Genomic DNA, 17,481 nt, shown 5'->3' with positions numbered 1-17,481 from the left:
TACAGCGAACTTATTTTACTGCGCCAAGCGATTTTTGCGCCTGATTCGCTGCGTCACTATCAGGATAGTTAGCGATGATCTCATTCAAGGTTTTGCGGGCTGCAGCCTTATTGCCACTTTCTGCTTGGCAGTTAGCAATGGTTAGCATTGCAGCAGGAACCCGCGACTGTTTTGGAAAACGTTTCACAAAAGCTTGTAATTGCGCAATTGCGCCAGGGTAATCTTGCAAAGCATATTTAGTATTACCCAACCAAAACAGGGTTAAAGGTGAATAGGGGCTAGCGGGATATTTGCGAATAAAGGCATTAAACTCAGCATCGGCTTTTTTGAGTTGACCACCCTGAAAGGCTTTTAAGGCATCCTCGTACTGTTTCTTTTCGCCAGGCTGTACAGTGCCAGTAATGCCTTCCACTTCAACTGTGCGGGGTTCAAAATGACCTAAGCGCGAATCTAAATCTTGATAATAAGTTTTTTGTTTAGTTAGCAACTCTTCTGTTTGTTTTTCAAGTGTCTCTAGCCGGCCCCGCAATTGGGCATTATCGGCCTTCACTTTTTCTAGTTGATTTTGTAGTTCTGCCGTCGCGCTTTGGGTCGCGGTAAGTGTTTTCCGTAAATCGAGAATTGCCTTACGCGCATCATCATCTTCAAACAAAGCCCAAGCACTCGGCATAAAACTAGTAGTGCCGATTGCAGTTAGCGCAAGCGCGCTCAGAAAAACTACTTTCCTGAGCGCTTTAGCGATGTGTAACTCACTTCGTGATGTAGACAATATCAGCACGGCGATTTTCTGCCCAAGCAGCTTCATTATTGCCATCGGCCTTCGGCTTTTCTTTGCCAAAGCTCACGGCTTCCATTTGGCCATCGCCTACACCCAATAAAGCGAGTTGTTTGCGAACCGCATCTGAGCGACGTTGGCCTAAAGCCAGGTTGTACTCTGTAGTGCCACGATCATCGGTATTACCCTGAATAATAATTTTTTGGGCAGTATTTTGTTTAAGGTAATTTGCATGTACCATCAGCATTTTTTGATATTTGCTCGGGGAAACGTTGTACTCATCAAAGTCAAAGTAAACGCTTTTCTCAAAGAGAGGGCTCTTAGGATCATTCCAAGGTTGCGATCCAAAGGAGCTGGTATCTTTTGCGCCATCGACATCGTCAAGCTTTACACCTGAAGAACAGGCTGCAAGTAGGGCTGCCAAACCAAATAAAGCCAAGCCAACTGCGCGGCGATTAAAAATGGAGAGTAGTTGCATGTTGAATTCCTTATTAAATCGAGAAGAGGTAATAGTACGTAACTTTATTAATTTGATAACAATATTATGCCTTGCTCCCGCCTCAGCCTCGCTTTTAGTCCATGAAGGGTCCCCAAGAGGGTTGGCGGACATCGGCACCGGGAATACTTAAGATTTGCTTGGAGTTACCATCAATCGATACTGCAGCCAGAACTCGGCGAGCACCTACCCGCGTGGAATACAGCACATAACGGCCATTGGCAGCAAAGGAGGGTGATTCATCGTTGACGGTATCGGTGAGCGCCACCGTTTCGCCAGTCGCCAAATTCATGAGATGCACTTTAAAGCCGCTACCACCATTGGCAATGAACACCAGGTTTTTACCATCAGGAGAAATGCGTGGCGAAGTCACAAAAGCCTGCTTAAAACTAATTCGCTTGGCTCCTTCAGACCCTTCACCCTCAGCACTCATGCGATAAATCTGCGGATTACCGCCACGATCGCTGGTGAAATAGATAAAGCGACCATCGGGTGAAAATTGTGGTTCCGTATCAATCGTGCTACCCCGCGTCAGGCGACGTAAGCCAGAGCCATCAGCATTGATGAGATAAATTTGGGTATTGCCATCCCGCGATAAAGCGAGCGCAACTTTTTTGCCATCAGGCGACCAAGCGGGGGCACTGTTATTGCCCTTTTGGTTCGAGAGAGAAATACGCTTGCCGGTAGCCAACTCATGAATGTAAATCACCGGTTTGCGATCTTCAAAGGACACATACGCAACCCGCTTACCATCAGGCGACCACGCTGGCGAGATGATCGGCTCTGCACTATTGAGCGCATTACGAATATTTTGTCCATCCGCATCGGAAATGACCAAGCGATAGCGTTTGCCATCTTTAATCACATAAGAAAGGTTGGTAGAAAAAATGCCGCGTTCACCGAGTAATTTAAAAATAATATCATCGGCAATTTTGTGCGCTACTTGCCGTAAATTATCGGTACTAGCAGTGAGTACCAAGCCATTGAGGCTTTGCGATTTACGAATATCAAATAATTTATAACGGATTTCAAAATTAGTAGCACTTTTTTGTTCAACCGAACCAACTACTAAAGCATCAGCGCCACGTGCTGCCCAAGTTTTGTAATTGGGCGTGCCTTCGTCGCTTTCAGTTGCATTGCCGTTCTCGGTATTTTTAAAATAACCACTTCGAGCTAAATCTTGCCGAATAATATCGGTCACGCTAGTTGGTAACTTAGCCTCATTTTGAAAACGCATCACGGCAATGGGATAGAGCGCTTGACCAACCCCAGTAATTTCAATATTCATTTGCGCAGAAGCAATTGAGCTCAAGCTTAGCGTGCATGTAGCTAAGAAGAATGAAACTAAAACGCGGCATGAATATAAATGAAGTTGCAAGTAAGACATTAATTTAATCCTTGGGTTTAAAGGTTAATTTCAATTGGCGCATTGGTATTAAACCATTGTCATCCTTTGGCAGGCTTTGGGCGCGATCGAGGGCAAGTAAAACCGCACGGTCCCAATTGGTATCACCGCTCGATGAGGCAATATTACGATTTAAAATCGCACCGTCAGGAGCGAGTTCAATCTCAATCACCACCGCAGGGTTACCCACCACCACTTCTGGATTAAACACAATGAAGGGCTTCACTTTGCGCCGTACCTTATCCGCATAGCCCGCAGGCGCATTACCACCAGCGCCAACGCCACTGCCGACTTTACCGCCGCTACCGCCTTCGGCACCAGCGGCCGCTTTCAAGCGCGCTAATTGATCAGCGCGGGCTTTGTCAGTAGCGGGATTCGCTTTAGCTGCGGGTGGGGGTGGAGTCGGTGCAGGCTTTGCGGCCTTAGGTGTCTCTTTAGGCGCCTCTTTAGCCTTTGGAGGCATGGGTGGCGCAGGTTTCACCACTTTGGGTTCCACCTTTGGTGGAATCACTTTATTTTTCTTGAGGGCAATATCTGCATTGTCAATTTTTAGATCGAGTTTAGGGGCAGGCTCGTCAATTACTGGGGTGGGTAAAGTGGCATCCCATAATTCAACTTCAACGCCAGCAGGAGTGCTACTCCGCCAACTAATGCCAAAGGTTAGTAAGGCCAATAAAGCTAAATGCACAATTAATGAGAGGGTAATTGCGCTCCCCGATTTTTCTTTGGGAATTTTCTTGGGCCGTGATTCTGGCGAACCATGAAAGGGAAACCGTGGCGCAGTCCAATTTTGCGTGCTACTCATTAGGCGTCCATGAATTCATGATTGCATTCATCTGGCTTAGGTTTATTGGCTCTTTACAGCTAGACCAACTCGCTTCACACCATTTTCTTTTAGCTTAGCCATGACATCCATTACCACTTCATATTTAACCGATTTATCTGCTGCAAGTACAACAGCTTGGTCAACTGATTTTTCTGCTTGAGTGCGAGCAAAAGTGCCAAGCTCAAGCGCTGTTAGTGATTGAGTGGGTGAGCCCTCGGAGCGCACGGTAATATTTTCTTTGGCATCAATATTTAAAAAGATCGGTGGTAAGGGTTGGGTTTTAGCCCCCCCTACCGTTGGTAAATTCACAATGCCTGGATTGACGGCTGAAGCAGTCACCATAAAAATAACCAACAAGACCAGCATCACGTCGATGTAAGGCACGACATTAATTTCCGACATCACCCGCCGACGGGAAGAGCGAAAAGAAGAGCGGGTTGATTGCGCCATCGTGATTGATCGCCTAATTAATCTTAACGACCTGCTTGGCGCTGCAAAATATTAGTGAACTCTTCAATGAAAGTTTCAAAATGAATTGAGAGGCGATCGATATCAGTGGCATTGCTGTTGTAGGCAATGACCGCAGGAATGGCTGCAAATAGACCTATTGCAGTTGCCACTAAGGCTTCAGCAATTCCAGGGGCCACAGCTGCCAAGGTGGCTTGTTGCACATTAGCTAAGCCCCGGAAAGCATGCATGATGCCCCAAACTGTGCCAAACAAGCCAATATAGGGTGAAACTGAGCCGACTGAAGCTAAGAAGGGTAAATTGGCCTCCAGACGGTCCATTTCACGTTGGTAGGCGGCTTTCATGGCACGACGTGCAGCATCAATTTCACGGGCTTTCAAGAACTCTTGCATTCCTGCCGCAAAAATACGCTCAAGAACAGCAGCGCTATGGGTGGTTCTCTGGGCAGACTCAAGGAGGGTATTGAGATCGCCGCCAGACCAAAAATCCCGTTCAAAGCGTTCAGTATCTTTGCGCACAGCGCGCAAAATCGAACTTTTCTTAAAAATGATGGCCCAAGACGCAATTGACATCACCATTAATAAGGCCATAACGCACTGCACCAGCAGGCTGGCATTAAGGACGAGAGAGAGAATCGAGAGGTCTTGAGCTGAATTCATAGGCTTTTTGTATGATGTAGGGTGATTTTATCGCTAAAACCAAATGCCACTAAATGCTATGCATAATAAGTTAGGTGAGAAGTCAGTAGAATAAATCAGCAGAATAAATAAGCCCAAAAATACGATAGGAGCTGTACATGTTTGACCGTCAAAATACTTTAGCCAAAACCGACCCCGAATTATGGGCTAGCATTGAAAATGAAAATCGCCGTCAGGAAGAGCATATTGAATTAATCGCCTCGGAAAATTACACATCTCCAGCAGTAATGCAGGCACAAGGTTCGCAGTTAACGAACAAGTATGCCGAGGGCTATCCCGGCAAACGTTATTACGGCGGTTGTGAATTTGTCGATGTGGCCGAGCAATTAGCCATCGATCGTGTAAAAGCTTTATTTGGTGCAGAGGCTGCTAACGTGCAACCGCATTGTGGTGCTTCGGCGAATCAAGCGGTATTTTTAGCTTTCTTAAAACCTGGCGATACCTTTATGGGTATGAGTTTGGCAGAAGGTGGGCACTTAACCCATGGCATGGCTTTAAATTTAAGTGGTAAATGGTTTAACCCAATAGCTTATGGTTTAGATAAAAACGAAGTTATCGACTATGAGCAAATGGAGCGGTTAGCGCGCGAGCATAAACCGAAGTTAATTATTGCTGGTGCTTCTGCTTATTCACTCAAAATTGATTTTGCCCGCTTTGCAAAAATAGCCAAAGAAATTGGCGCAATATTTATGGTTGATATGGCGCACTATGCGGGCTTAATCGCCGCCGGTGAATATCCAAATCCTGTGCCGCATGCAGATGTGGTTACTTCAACTACCCATAAAAGCTTACGTGGCCCCCGTGGTGGCATTATTTTAATGAAGGCTGAGCATGAGAAGGCCATTAACTCCGCGGTCTTTCCAGGCTTACAGGGCGGCCCCTTAATGCACGTCATTGCTGGCAAAGCAACGGCTTTCAAAGAGGCGCTTGAGCCGAGTTTCAAACAGTATCAAAAGCAAGTGATTGCGAATGCCAAAGCCTTGGCTGCTGCCTTAACCGAGCGCGGTCTGCGCATTGTTTCTGGTGGCACAGAAGCACACGTGATGTTGGTTGATTTACGTGCCAAGAAAATGACCGGTAAAGAGGCTGAGCGTATTTTGGGCGAAGCCCACATTACCGTCAATAAAAATGGCATACCAAACGATCCTGAAAAACCCATGGTGACGAGTGGTATTCGCTTAGGTTCTCCAGCGATGACAACCCGCGGTTTTAAAGAGGCTGAAGCCAAGCAAGTAGGCTATATGATTGCTGATTTATTGGATAACCCCAATGATCCAGCCAACATTGCGAAAGTGAAGGCTCAAGTAAGCGAGTTGACTAAGCGCTTTCCGGTTTACAGCTAAAAACAGAAATCCAGCGTGCGCTGTCCATTCTGTCATGGTGACGATACTCAGGTAATGGATACGCGTGAGTCCGACGAGGGCGATTCGATTCGCCGCCGTCGGCGTTGCGCTTCTTGCGATAAACGTTTTACAACCTATGAGCGTGCTGAGCTAGCCCTGCCCGCAATTGTGAAGAAAAATGGTAGTCGAGTTGAATATAGTCACGACAAATTAATTAGCTCGATTCGTTTAGCCTTACGTAAGCGTCCTGTTTCAGCCGACGCAGTCGATGAGGCAGTGGGTCGTATTGAAGAAAAACTCTTAAGCTTAGGTGAAAAAGAAATTCCGAGTGAGCGCGTCGGTGAGTTGGTGATGCGCGAACTTAAACGCCTTGATAAGGTGGCCTATATTCGGTTTGCTTCGGTATATCGCAGTTTTGCTGATATTGAGTCGTTTGAAAGCGCCTTAAAAGAGCTTAAATAGACTCTTTACTACTGTTGCTATATATAAGCTTGGGCTGGTATTTACTACCTTTGTTTGAAAAAGGCAAGTAATAAGCCAAGTATTTCCTTTACTCGAAAAAGCCTTCGGAACTTTTTCTTTAGCAAAGGAAATACCTAGCTTTTATGGCATTGTTCTTTTACTAAGAGTAGTTAAGCAGCCGCAAGGGAGGGCTTCGGTGCTTAGCTGTATTTAACGATGCAGTAGATCGCGCGTACACCATCGCGCCAACCAATTTTCTTACCCTCATCATAAGTGCGTCCGTAGTAAGAAATGCCGACTTCAAAAATTCGGCATTTTAACTTTGCTACTTTAGCGGTAATTTCAGGCTCAAAACCAAAGCGATTTTCTTCGATCTTGATGCTTTGAATAATTTCGCGGCGAAACACTTTGTAGCAGGTTTCCATATCCGTTAAATTCAAATTGGTAAACATATTTGACATTAGGGTTAGGAAACCATTGCCAACGCGATGCCAAAAATACAGTACGCGGTGCGCATCGCCACCTAAAAAACGAGAACCAAATACCACGTCGGCCCGATTTGTTAAGATTGGTTCAACCAGTCTTGGATATTCATTGGGGTCATATTCCATATCTGCATCTTGAATGATGACTAAATCACCTGTTGCCGCTTGTATTCCACTACGTAAAGCAGCGCCTTTACCTTGATTCACAGCGTGATAAAGCACTTTGCTAACCCGACCCGAATTTTCTATTTCATTTTTTAATTTATCGCGTGTGCCATCAGTGGAGCAATCGTCCACGATGATAATTTCTTTATCAGGATAAGGTGCAGCATTGACGGCATCAATGATGGTATCAATTGTATTGAGTTCGTTGTAGCAAGGAATAATGACAGATAGGCGCATTGAGAACAATAAGAATTAAATCAATTTACCTTGACGCAGGTTGAAGGGGGTATTTGAATAATATGAGTCATTAATTCATTCGTAGACGCTTCAGTTAGATGGTGAAATTTACCATAGTCTTGCACTCGGGCCATATAAGGAATACATGAATTTGGGGATTGATGGTCATGCCCAGGCGGAAATTTTCCCGAATAACCATTAATGGTTGGTATGCCCAAATCTTGTGCCAGAACCATGGCATCAACTTCGGCAAAATACCACGTTTCCTTACCGCTGTTATCGACAAATAAAACACTCCCTGCTGGAATGGGCTTAGGCAAAAGGACGGATAGTCTATTTAAGCGCTCAGTCCAAATTGCATTTGGTGTTTTAACATGATCAAAAAAGATAACTTCTAGACTCAGTAGCGCTGCCACAATAGCAATGCCAGCTGCACGCCAAAAATAATTATTTTTATTAAGACTACTGATTAAAGTTTCGCAAGCTAAAGCCACCAGAATAGCGATGGGTAAGCCTTGAACCAGAATCAATCTAGTGACAGCTCTAATTGATAAGATTCCTGGAATAGAGAATAAGTACTCGTAAGGGCTTGTTAGTTGCCCACCACCAACGCCATACTGCAGGGTTGATAAAAAAAGAATTAATAATGAAAAAAATGCCAGCTTACCAATTGCATTTTGATCCTTAGCATAAGGCCTATTGATGCCAAAGTAATTAAACCAAGGAATACAACAGCCGATAAAAAATATCAGTGCAACCCCAATACCAATGAATAATTGATGCTCATGTCGATAGAGGGGAATTTGATTAAACCAACTACCAACAAATGAGCTGAAGCTTGAGTTATCAGCAATCAGATAACTTTCTAATCTGGGCAGCATATGCTTTACTTCCACTACATTACCTGTAAATCCATATAACGAAGCTACTTGCTGATATTTTTCAAGCAATAAAATAATGCTGATGGAGCTGGCAATCGCTAAGGCGCTAAGGAAAATTTTGCGGGGCTTGGTTAAATCAAGCCATGAGCGTTTTAAGTCCTTGAATAAATTTTTGTGTTGAAGAATAAGCGCGGCAATAGAAGCGGCAAGAAGGAGATAAACCAGAAATACACCCAAATAAATCGAACAATAAAATTGCACGCAGATCCAAAGAAATAATAGCCCTAAGGCACTAATCTGGCGCTTGTAAATGAAATTCCACAATGCATAAAATGCTAGCGGTATCGCAAAGCGATAGGTTAATTGCGCATGACCCGCCTGAATGATTGCTGGTAGAAAATAAGCAAAAACAAAAGCCCCAGCACTCGCTGCAAATACCGAGAAATGCAGTTTTCTCAGCACAATGTAGGTCACTAGAAAATTCAGCAAGCAGCCGCTGACATACCAAGCACTAAATGCGACTTCTCGTGATAAATCTAAAATACGCAGCAGCGCATAAATAAAGGCATTCCCAAAATGATTATCACTAAAAGCCAGCACATCCAAATTGGGATAAAAGAAGCTTGGACTCCATAGGTCTTGTTGACGGCCGGTAATCCAGTGATAAAAATGCTCTAGGATGACGCTATTAAATCTTCCATCGATTAAGTCACCAGGCGTTGCGGTAAACCAATTGATGGATGGCATTAAGTAGCCAAAAAATCCCAGGCCAGCAAACACAAAGAATGGGTAATACTTACCCAATAAAATTTTAGATTGGGTGAATATGTTCAAACCGATAAAGGCGCGAAAAAATTATTGAAGCGCTTTAAAAATTTCTTTTGTAATAGTGTCAACACTTCCCGTACCGCTGACTTTGCGGTAGGCTGGCGCCTTTACTTTAGCTTGAGGGTCGGGGGTATTTGACCAGTTGAAATAGTAATCGACGAGGGGCCGAGTTTGGTCGTTATACACCTGCAGACGTTTGCGCACGGTTTCTTCTTGATCATCATCCCGCTGAATTAGCGGCTCGCCAGTGACATCGTCTTTACCAGCAATCTTGGGTGGATTAAATGTGAGGTGATAAGTGCGCCCCGAAGCAGGATGCACACGCCGACCGCTCATTCGTTCAATAATGGCTGCAAAAGGCACATCAATTTCTAATACATAGTCGATGGGAACGCCCGCGTCTTTCATCGCTTGGGCTTGGGGAATGGTGCGCGGAAAACCATCGAATAAATAGCCCTGTGAACAATCGGGCTGAGTTAAGCGATCTTTTACTAGACCAATAATGATGTCATCCGAAACAAGGCCACCAGAGTCCATAATTTTTTTAGCAGCTATACCTAGTTCCGTGCCTGCCTTGACAGCAGCGCGCAACATATCACCCGTTGAAATTTGTGGAATGGCAAATTGCTTGCAAATGAATTGGGCTTGAGTGCCTTTGCCAGCGCCTGGCGCGCCCAACAGTATTAAACGCATTGTTATTCCCCTCAAACCGACAAAAATGGATATAAAACGTGATTGTCCTGTATTTTTTCCCGCTTAACGCTGGGCTGAGCTAAGGATTTTCCCGATATTGCCCTTAAATTAGGGTTGTGAGCGGTCGTGGTGTTGCGCCTATTGCCAGATGGCCCTCACCCGCTCGAGTTCTTCGGGTGTATCAACGCCAGCGGGCGGGGCTTCATTAGCAATACAGACTTGTATTGGATAGCCATGCCATAAAGCCCGTAGCTGCTCAAGTGATTCAGCTATTTCAGGGGGGGCAGCGCTTAATTGCGCATAAGCCAAAAGAAAGTTGGCCCGATAGGCGTAGATGCCTAAGTGGCGGTGGTAAGTTGGCTTGGGGGAAGCTAGTTTAGCGCTCTCTGCTGAGACATCACGGCAAAATGGGATGGCTGAGCGTGAAAAATACAGAGCCTCACCAGCCTGATTCAGCACCACCTTAACAACATGAGGACTGGCAATTTCATTAGCGTCTGCAATTGCCACTGCAGCAGTCGCAATTGCAGCGTGTGAATGCGTTAGGAGAGTGAGCGCTACTTGATTAATTAATGCAGGCGGAATTAAAGGTTCATCGCCTTGTACATTCACCACCACATCATTGGGTTTCAGTGCAAGCAATTGGGCCACCTCGGCTAAGCGATCGGTGCCAGTTAAATGATCTGCTCGCGTCATCACACACTCAATTTGATGTAAGGCGCAGGCTGCTTGTATTTCTGTAGAGTCAGTGGCAACGATAACTTTTTTGGCTAGCGATTTTCTGGCTTGCTCTGCTACTCTTACCACCATGGGCTTACCTGCAATATCAGCTAGTGGTTTACGCGGCAAGCGTGTTGAATCAAGTCGAGCTGGAATGAGCACAATGAATTCATTTAATGGCGCAGTGGAACTCATCTTGGGTGCAGAACGAAGAAGTAAAAAGTAATTAAGAAAAGATTTCGTCAGGCGTCAGGCTGCGCGCTTCATCGACTAGCATCACGGGAATGTCATCTCGAATTGGGTAGGCTAATTTATCGACCTTACAAATCAACTCTTTTTTACTGGCATCGAAATGCAGTGGACCTTTGCACAAGGGGCAAACCAAAACATCTAATAAGCGTTTATCCATTATGTCTTTTCCTTATCCAGTTACACATTCATATTAAGTTAATAGTGATGTTATTTCAGGCGTGGATCAGGACGAGAAATAATCGATGTGACCCAGTTCATAAAATCAGTTGACAGGGTAACTTTCATCGGCACCACCCAAATGCGTTCATCAACAATATGTCGACATTTTACGGCATCCTTTTCAGTCATTAAAATACACTCGGCCTTTATTTCAGCGAAAAACTCACTCGAGTAACTACTGTGATCAGGTAAGGCAATGCACCGTGGTTCAAGACCATGTTCATTTAAGCAAGTAAAAAAGCGACTGGGGTTACCGAGGGCAGCGATAGCAACGATCGTTGTGGGAGCAAACATTTGCGCAATTTCTGCCAATGAATATTGCAAAGAATGATCATTCAAACTATAAGCTAAGCCTATTTCAGGCGAGAGATAAACCGCCCGCTGTTCTAAAAAATAATTAGGGTCAGTAGCGCTATCAATTTCGACGCTAGTCATGAGCGTGGCATCGCGTTCACGCAGAGCAGATTCGCGCAGTGGGCCCGCGGGTAATAAAAAACCATTCCCTTCGCCACGGCTATCACGCACCACTAATTCAATATCTCGACCGCCTTCACGGGCAGGCCAACGCGGGAGGCCAAAATTCTGCAGGCCATCATCACTAATGATCACATTGACCTGAGGATTTTTATTGAGCAATGCGGCAATACTTTTACGCCGATTTGCCTGAACCCAAAGGGGAATGGTGCCATGGGTTTTTTGCGCAATCAAAACCGGTTCATCGCCAACTATTGCAGGATCAGAGCGTGGAGTTACTTCGATCGCTTCCCGCAATTTTGTGGCATGGTGGTGGGTAGACTTTTTCTTACAGTCGGCACTTAAATATCCCCGACTAATAATCCCTGGGTGCCAGCCCAGCGCCTTCAGTTGTAGCGCAAGCGCAATCACAATTGGGGTTTTGCCTGTGCCACCAACCCGAAGATTACCAACGATGATGATTGGCACCGGCGCAGCTTTAGCAAAATTGAAATCTTGAGCTAGGTTGCGTAAACTTAAGAACCAACCGTAGATGAGCGCTAGTGGCCAGAGCGCATAACTCAGCAAGCGGCTGAATAAATTGCGTTTATCCCAAAATTGTGGCGCCGTTAGCATATGGTCAGCATATCTTAGGCAGCATCTACTTATTTGGTTTGGCTAGTAAAAACAATATTACTTAAATTGGCATCACGGGCAGCTTCTAGCGCTGTCATCACGGCCTGATGAGATGCGCGGGCATCAGCATCAATACTTACTTGCAGGGCTGACTTAATATCGCTAGAGTTAGTACCAGCAGGCTTAGCAAGGGCCAGCTGCGCTAAAGCGTTGCTGAGCTGCTCAGTACTAACGATGCGCCCATTTAGCGCATAGCGTCCATCGCGACTTACTGCTAAATGAATTTGCTGACTTTGATTTGCAGAATCAGTAGTACTTGCGTTTGGTAAGGCGATGGCCAATTCTTGAAAGCGTGTAAAAGTCGTCGAGATCATTAAGAAAATTAAAATAACCAGTAAGACATCAATAAATGGAATTAAATTAATTTCTGGGGGTGTAGTGGCGCCAGCAGAAGTCCGACTAAGAAACAGGCCGTGATTTTTTCTTAAAGAAAAACGTCCAACGCTAGCTTGATTTTTATTCATCATTAGCGGCGGGGTAGAGTTTTTTAAATAATTGGCGGGTAAATTCTTCACACTCGCGTTGGCGTTGATCGGCCATTGAGCGTAAGAGCCGCCAAGCAGCTAAAGCGGGAATGGCAATTAATAAACCAAAGGCAGTGTTGTAAAGTGCTACCGAAATACCATGCGCTAGTTGTAATGGGTTTCCAACAGCACTTCCTTGACTGCCAAAGATTTCAATCATGCCCACGACTGTGCCAAATAAGCCGAGCAAGGGTGCTACGGTGGCGATGGTTGCGAGTGCACCTAAGTAACGGTCTAGCTTCAGCCAAACTGCCTCAGCGGTGGCCTGAAGCTCTTCTAGGGCATCGTTAGCGGGCTGACCCGCCATCTTTTCTGCCAGAGCGCACGCCAAGAGCGAACCTACAGGTGAAGAATTTGCAATTGCGCGAATCAAATCGGCGAGATGGGGATTTGATTGCTTGCCAGCGACACTCTGGTTTACCTGCAAACCTAGTTCGAAGGCTTCCTGCAAAACCCGTGGCGGCAAAACCCGTTTTTTACGTAAATACCAGCTTCGCTCAATCAAAATGGCTAGGCCAAAAATAGAGACTGCTAAAAGAGGCCAAATGGGCCAACCGGCTGCAAGTAAGATGGTATACATAGACTTTCAGTACTTTAGCAAACTAAACGGAAAGTACGAGTCAAGCCTGTGGATAACTCTGTGCAAAACTTTTTTAAGGGGCTAAGCTAAGTGATTGATTTTTCGGTAAAGTGATTAATTTATCAATTTTCAGTAAGGTAAAAATAGCAATATTTATTGAATTAAATCAATGAGTTACAAAAAATATGTCTGTTTTATGCCACGCTTTGGGTAAGTTAGTGTTTACTTTCAATACTTGGCAGTAAGAAATTTTCCACCTGTGGATATGTATTACAAAAGAAGCACAAAAAATCACCCTAGAAGCCCCATTTTGATTGAATAGAATAATAAATATGTCGGAAATATCAAGGTCAGTACTCACCGTTGGCGAGCTTAACCGCGCAATTGCTGAATCCTTACAAGAGCATTTCGATACAGTATGGGTTAGCGGGGAGATATCCAATTTCAAGGCATATGACAGCGGGCATTGGTACTTCTCATTAAAGGATGAAGAGGGTCAAATTCGTTGTGTGATGTTTCGGGGACGCAATGGTCAAGTGGGCTTCATGCCCCAATCTGGTGATTTGGTTGAAGTGGGTGCCAGCTTAGGTTTGTATGTTCCACGAGGTGATGTGCAACTGACTGTGCAAGTGATGCGCAAAGCAGGCTTGGGTGGTCTTTACGAAGCTTTTCTTAAATTAAAAGAAAAATTGGCGAAAGCAGGTTTATTTGCCGAAGAAGCTAAACAAGCAATTCCGACTCATCCCCGCGCCATTGGCATCATCACTTCACCACAAGCAGCGGCACTAAAAGATGTGCTCAGTACTTTAGCGCGGCGTGCACCGCATATTCCCCTTGTGATTTATCCCACTCTTGTGCAGGGGCCCGAAGCCCCCGCTGGAATCATTGCCGCCTTAAAAGCGGCCAATGTAGAAGCTGAAGTTGATGTTATTTTGTTAGTGCGGGGCGGCGGTAGCATCGAAGATCTTTGGGCTTTTAATGACGAGCAATTGGCCTATGCGCTTGCCGACTCCACCATTCCCGTAGTGAGTGGGGTTGGTCACGAAACCGATTTCACTATCGCAGATTTTGTTGCAGATGTTCGGGCGCCAACACCCACTGGCGCCGCCGAGCTAGCCGCGCCTCGCCGCGATCAATTACTCAACGAGTTAGCTAGTTTTCAGCAAGCCTTACTGCAAAGGCTGACCTTGCGGCTTGAGCGCGAAGCACAAACCTTAGATCAATTGGCCTTACGTTTGAATCATGCCTTGCCTAACCCTGAACGGATGCGCGAGCAATTAACGTTTTTACGGCAACGCTTAAGTCAATCGTGGTTAGTGCGAGTAGAAAGTTGGCAACAGGGCCAAACCCATTTGGGCGCCCAGCTAGAAGCGCTTAACCCCCAGCGCACGCTTGAGCGGGGCTATGCGGTCATCATGCGGGGGATGGGTGAGCAAACCCATGCGGTGCGTAATCCAGATGAATTAAAGCCCCAAGAAACACTTCAAGTGCGACTTGCTGAAGGCGAGGCAGAAATTGTCTTGGGGGCCGTGAAGCAAAAATAATTCAGTTGAGAATATTTAAGTTATTGCTGATTAAGCGCTGAAAGCTGTTTTCGGCCTCGCGATTTAATTTCTTCAATATTGAATTTATTAACGCGCCCATTTTCAAGATCTCTAAGGCCTTGAGCCACGTCCTTTTTTAAAGCAATTATTTTGAGTAATTCCACTATTTCTAAGTTCATTGTTGTCACCCTTTTAAGGAGAGAAAGAGGGTAAAAGTAGAGCATAAAAGAGATGTCGAGATTGCATTGGGGTTATTAAAATTCCCCTCGATAACTTAAAAATACGGTATTATTACGTATACGGCACTTTACCGTACTTAGGAGATAAAGATGGGCAGTACAGCGCGCTTTGATTTAAAAATGGACATTGAAGAAAAAGCCTCGGTTTCTCGCGCTGCTGCTTTGCTTGGCACAACCATGGCCGCATTCGTACGAACAGCAGCAAAAGAGAAGGCGCAAATTTTGCTCGATCAGGAGTCTCGCATCACCATGACGGCAAAAGATTTTGAAGTATTTGCTAAGGCCCTTAATGGTAAGTTCACGCCAAACCCTGCATTACAAAAAGCCTTAAATACTGCTAAAAAGATTTCGCGTGCTTGAGGATCAAGCACTTAATTCTCAACTCCATGATCGTCAAGCTTTTAAATGTGGAATTACTGAACTAGATAGCTACCTTAAGCATTTTGCTACGCAACAAAGTAAAAAAGGGATTGCTACAGTCAGAGTTTTGGTGGATACAACTTCACCAAAAATAATTTTGGGTTTTTATAGCCTTAGTGCAGCCCAAATTGATGTAACACAATTAGATGCTCAGGCTCAGCGTAAATTACCCAGGTACCCAGTTCCCTGTTTTCGCTTAGGACGATTAGCTACAGACTTAAATTACCGAGCATGTGGGTTTGGCCGATATTTAATGGGGTGCGCAGTTACTCGTTGCCTAGAGGCAAAAGAACTCGTAAGCGCTTATGCCCTAATTGTGGATGCAAAAGACAGTCACGCAAAATCGTTCTACAAGCATTACGGATTTAGAGCGACGGCCGATAACTCTATGATCCTATATTTACCTTTAGGAAAATAGGGCATGAAAATAGAATTCCCCCAACTACATTCGAACAGGCTCAATCTCCAGCAAAACGCCAAAGCGATCTTGCACTGCTGATTGAATCTCGCTTGCTAGGATTAGGAGCTCTGTAGCAGTGCCTTTACCGAGATTAACTAGTACCAAGGCTTGTTTCTCGAAGACGCCAACAGCGCCCCTCTGTGCCCCCTTAAAACCGCACTGCTCAATCAACCATCCCGCCGCGAGTTTATGCGAGCCATTGCTCTGCGGATAAGCAATCATCTTAGGGAAAGTATTAAATAATTGGGTCAATTGAGTTTGGCTAACTGTGGGGTTTTTAAAGAAGCTGCCCACATTACCAATTACTTTTGGGTCAGGTAATTTTTTTTGCCGAATAGTGCAGACGGCGTCAAAAATTGCAGTCGGTCTTGGCAGATTTTTTTGTGAAGAAAAGAAATTCGTTAAATCAGCGTACTGCAATTGTGGCACCCAAGTTTTAGGTAATGAAAACGTTACCGCAGAAATAATGTAACGCTGTGGATGACGTTTAAAAATACTATCGCGATAAGCAAACTGACAAGCCGCAGGCGTAAGCTCAACAACTTGTTGGGCAGTGCAGTCAAAGGCAGTGATCGATTGAATTAAGTCGCTAACTTCAACCCCGTAAGCGCCAATATTTTGGATCGGTGCAGCACCCGTTGTGCCTGGAATTAATGCGAGGTTTTCTAGTCCTGGTAAACCTTGCTCTACAGACCAAGTAACAAATTCATGCCAATTCACTCCCGCACCAACCCGAATTTGGGTCGTAGTCTGATCGTTGGAAATAAGCGCTTGGCCACCAATCTCCATCAAGAGGGTTAGGCCCGGTAAATGTGCAGGTAAGACCACATTGCTGCCTCCTCCCAAAACCCGCCAAGGCATGCCAGTTGATAGAACAGTACTCATCAGCAGGGGAATTTGCTCGGCAGAGCGAATAACACAACTCAATTCAGCGGTAGCAGCAAAACCAAGGGAATTTCGCTCCCTCAATTGGGTATTGCGCAGTATGGGTAAGCCGGCACCCCAGTTTAGGCCGGTAGTTTGAGTCGAGTTCATGCCACAATCTTATTCGTTAACAGAATTATTTAAAATTTTTGCCAAATAAAGGAGTTAGTCATGCCCTCATTTGATGTTGTTTGTGAACCCGATATGGTTGAACTCAAAAATGCCCTCGAGCAAGCCAATAAAGAAATTACCAACCGCTTCGATTTTAAGGGCTCTGATTCACGGGTAGAGCAAAAGGAAGAACAAATTGTGCTGTACGCCGATGATGACTTTAAGTTGGGTCAAGTTCGTGATGTCTTGTACGGAAAAATGGCTAAACGGAATGTCGATGTCCGTTACCTCAAAGATGACAAACTCGAAACCATTGGCAGTGATAAGCGTAAGCAAACCATGAAAATCCAAAAGGGTATTGCCGCCGAGTTAGCCAAGAAAGTAGTACGTATTATTAAAGACAGTAAGATTAAAGTGCAGGCTAGTATTCAGGGTGATGCAGTGCGTGTCACGGGCGGCAAGCGTGATGATTTGCAAGAGGTGATGGCCATGCTGCGCAAAGATGTACCTGAATCACCTTTAGGCTTTAATAACTTTCGCGATTAACTTCGAAGATGAACTTTGCAGATTAACTTCG

22 protein-coding genes are annotated in these 17,481 nt (G+C 45.1%); 6 read left to right on the top strand and 16 right to left on the bottom strand.

What is annotated here, in order from left to right; all coding sequences use genetic code 11:
- Positions 1-10: 10 nt before the first annotated feature.
- The 6 genes from ybgF to tolQ all read right to left on the bottom strand — a co-directional run bounded on the left by ybgF (position 11) and on the right by tolQ (position 4,629).
- Positions 11-805: a tol-pal system protein YbgF gene (gene ybgF / locus LZT22_RS00175; protein ID WP_233923046.1), complete on the bottom strand. Its 795-nt coding sequence runs from the start codon at positions 803-805 to the stop codon at positions 11-13.
- Positions 750-1,253 (bottom strand): peptidoglycan-associated lipoprotein Pal, encoded by a 504-nt coding sequence (gene pal / locus LZT22_RS00170; protein ID WP_233923045.1) that lies wholly within the window; start codon positions 1,251-1,253, stop codon positions 750-752. Before pal ends, ybgF begins: the two co-directional genes overlap by 56 nt.
- 94 nt (positions 1,254-1,347) lie before the next feature.
- Entirely contained in the window at positions 1,348-2,658 is a 1,311-nt protein-coding gene (tolB, locus tag LZT22_RS00165; protein ID WP_255700882.1) for a Tol-Pal system beta propeller repeat protein TolB, read from the bottom strand.
- A 4-nt stretch (positions 2,659-2,662) separates the two neighbouring features.
- A complete protein-coding gene (locus LZT22_RS00160) occupies positions 2,663-3,481 on the bottom strand; it encodes an energy transducer TonB (protein ID WP_233923044.1) in 819 nt (272 codons plus the stop codon).
- Positions 3,482-3,523: 42 nt separating this feature from the next.
- A complete protein-coding gene (locus LZT22_RS00155) occupies positions 3,524-3,952 on the bottom strand; it encodes an ExbD/TolR family protein (protein ID WP_233923043.1) in 429 nt (142 codons plus the stop codon).
- A 23-nt stretch (positions 3,953-3,975) separates the two neighbouring features.
- Positions 3,976-4,629, bottom strand: a complete 654-nt coding sequence (gene tolQ, locus LZT22_RS00150; protein WP_233923042.1) for a protein TolQ — start codon at positions 4,627-4,629, stop codon at positions 3,976-3,978.
- A gap of 137 nt (positions 4,630-4,766) precedes the next feature.
- On the opposite strand from tolQ, the gene glyA reads away from it, so the two are divergent.
- A complete protein-coding gene (gene glyA, locus LZT22_RS00145) occupies positions 4,767-6,011 on the top strand; it encodes a serine hydroxymethyltransferase (protein ID WP_233923041.1) in 1,245 nt (414 codons plus the stop codon).
- Between the two features lie 15 nt (positions 6,012-6,026).
- Positions 6,027-6,473 (top strand): transcriptional regulator NrdR, encoded by a 447-nt coding sequence (gene nrdR / locus LZT22_RS00140; protein WP_233923040.1) that lies wholly within the window; start codon positions 6,027-6,029, stop codon positions 6,471-6,473.
- A gap of 200 nt (positions 6,474-6,673) precedes the next feature.
- On the opposite strand, the gene LZT22_RS00135 is transcribed toward nrdR, so the two are convergent.
- From LZT22_RS00135 to LZT22_RS00100, 8 genes are all read right to left on the bottom strand, one after another.
- Entirely contained in the window at positions 6,674-7,360 is a 687-nt protein-coding gene (locus LZT22_RS00135) for a glycosyltransferase family 2 protein (protein WP_233923039.1), read from the bottom strand.
- 20 nt (positions 7,361-7,380) lie between these two features.
- Positions 7,381-8,988, bottom strand: a complete 1,608-nt coding sequence (locus LZT22_RS00130) for a hypothetical protein (protein ID WP_233923038.1) — start codon at positions 8,986-8,988, stop codon at positions 7,381-7,383.
- A 108-nt stretch (positions 8,989-9,096) separates the two neighbouring features.
- Positions 9,097-9,762, bottom strand: coding sequence for an adenylate kinase (gene adk, locus LZT22_RS00125; protein ID WP_233923037.1), 666 nt, complete (start codon positions 9,760-9,762; stop codon positions 9,097-9,099).
- Positions 9,763-9,900: 138 nt separating this feature from the next.
- A complete protein-coding gene (gene kdsB, locus LZT22_RS00120) occupies positions 9,901-10,677 on the bottom strand; it encodes a 3-deoxy-manno-octulosonate cytidylyltransferase (RefSeq protein ID WP_233923036.1) in 777 nt (258 codons plus the stop codon).
- Positions 10,678-10,708: 31 nt separating this feature from the next.
- Positions 10,709-10,891, bottom strand: a complete 183-nt coding sequence (locus LZT22_RS00115; RefSeq protein WP_233923035.1) for a Trm112 family protein — start codon at positions 10,889-10,891, stop codon at positions 10,709-10,711.
- A gap of 50 nt (positions 10,892-10,941) precedes the next feature.
- Positions 10,942-12,042, bottom strand: a complete 1,101-nt coding sequence (gene lpxK / locus LZT22_RS00110) for a tetraacyldisaccharide 4'-kinase (RefSeq protein WP_233923034.1) — start codon at positions 12,040-12,042, stop codon at positions 10,942-10,944.
- A 29-nt stretch (positions 12,043-12,071) separates the two neighbouring features.
- Positions 12,072-12,566 (bottom strand): biopolymer transporter ExbD, encoded by a 495-nt coding sequence (locus LZT22_RS00105; RefSeq protein ID WP_233923033.1) that lies wholly within the window; start codon positions 12,564-12,566, stop codon positions 12,072-12,074.
- Entirely contained in the window at positions 12,559-13,206 is a 648-nt protein-coding gene (locus LZT22_RS00100) for a MotA/TolQ/ExbB proton channel family protein (RefSeq protein WP_233923032.1), read from the bottom strand. Before LZT22_RS00100 ends, LZT22_RS00105 begins: the two co-directional genes overlap by 8 nt.
- Before the next feature lie 332 nt (positions 13,207-13,538).
- On the opposite strand from LZT22_RS00100, the gene xseA reads away from it, so the two are divergent.
- Positions 13,539-14,750: an exodeoxyribonuclease VII large subunit gene (xseA, locus tag LZT22_RS00095; RefSeq protein ID WP_233923031.1), complete on the top strand. Its 1,212-nt coding sequence runs from the start codon at positions 13,539-13,541 to the stop codon at positions 14,748-14,750.
- 20 nt (positions 14,751-14,770) lie between these two features.
- Here xseA and LZT22_RS00090 read toward each other — a convergent pair whose 3' ends face one another.
- Positions 14,771-14,929, bottom strand: a complete 159-nt coding sequence (locus tag LZT22_RS00090) for a hypothetical protein (RefSeq protein ID WP_233923030.1) — start codon at positions 14,927-14,929, stop codon at positions 14,771-14,773.
- A 150-nt stretch (positions 14,930-15,079) separates the two neighbouring features.
- On the opposite strand from LZT22_RS00090, the gene LZT22_RS00085 reads away from it, so the two are divergent.
- Positions 15,080-15,349 carry a DUF1778 domain-containing protein gene (locus LZT22_RS00085; RefSeq protein ID WP_233923029.1) on the top strand — a complete coding sequence of 90 codons (270 nt, stop codon included), beginning with the start codon at positions 15,080-15,082 and terminating at the stop codon, positions 15,347-15,349.
- Complete coding sequence (locus LZT22_RS00080) at positions 15,342-15,827, top strand: GNAT family N-acetyltransferase (RefSeq protein ID WP_233923028.1); 486 nt, start codon at positions 15,342-15,344, stop codon at positions 15,825-15,827. Before LZT22_RS00085 ends, LZT22_RS00080 begins: the two co-directional genes overlap by 8 nt.
- 24 nt (positions 15,828-15,851) lie before the next feature.
- Here the strand turns inward: LZT22_RS00080 and murB are convergent, their stop codons facing one another.
- Positions 15,852-16,904: a UDP-N-acetylmuramate dehydrogenase gene (gene murB / locus LZT22_RS00075; protein WP_233923027.1), complete on the bottom strand. Its 1,053-nt coding sequence runs from the start codon at positions 16,902-16,904 to the stop codon at positions 15,852-15,854.
- Between the two features lie 60 nt (positions 16,905-16,964).
- Between murB and LZT22_RS00070 the strand changes: the two genes are divergently transcribed.
- Entirely contained in the window at positions 16,965-17,450 is a 486-nt protein-coding gene (locus LZT22_RS00070) for a YajQ family cyclic di-GMP-binding protein (RefSeq protein ID WP_233923026.1), read from the top strand.
- Positions 17,451-17,481 lie beyond the last annotated feature (31 nt).

Source organism: Polynucleobacter sp. IMCC 29146 (assembly GCF_021395195.1).
Lineage (GTDB): Bacteria > Pseudomonadota > Gammaproteobacteria > Burkholderiales > Burkholderiaceae > Polynucleobacter.
This window is presented reverse-complemented; position numbering and strand designations above follow the sequence as displayed.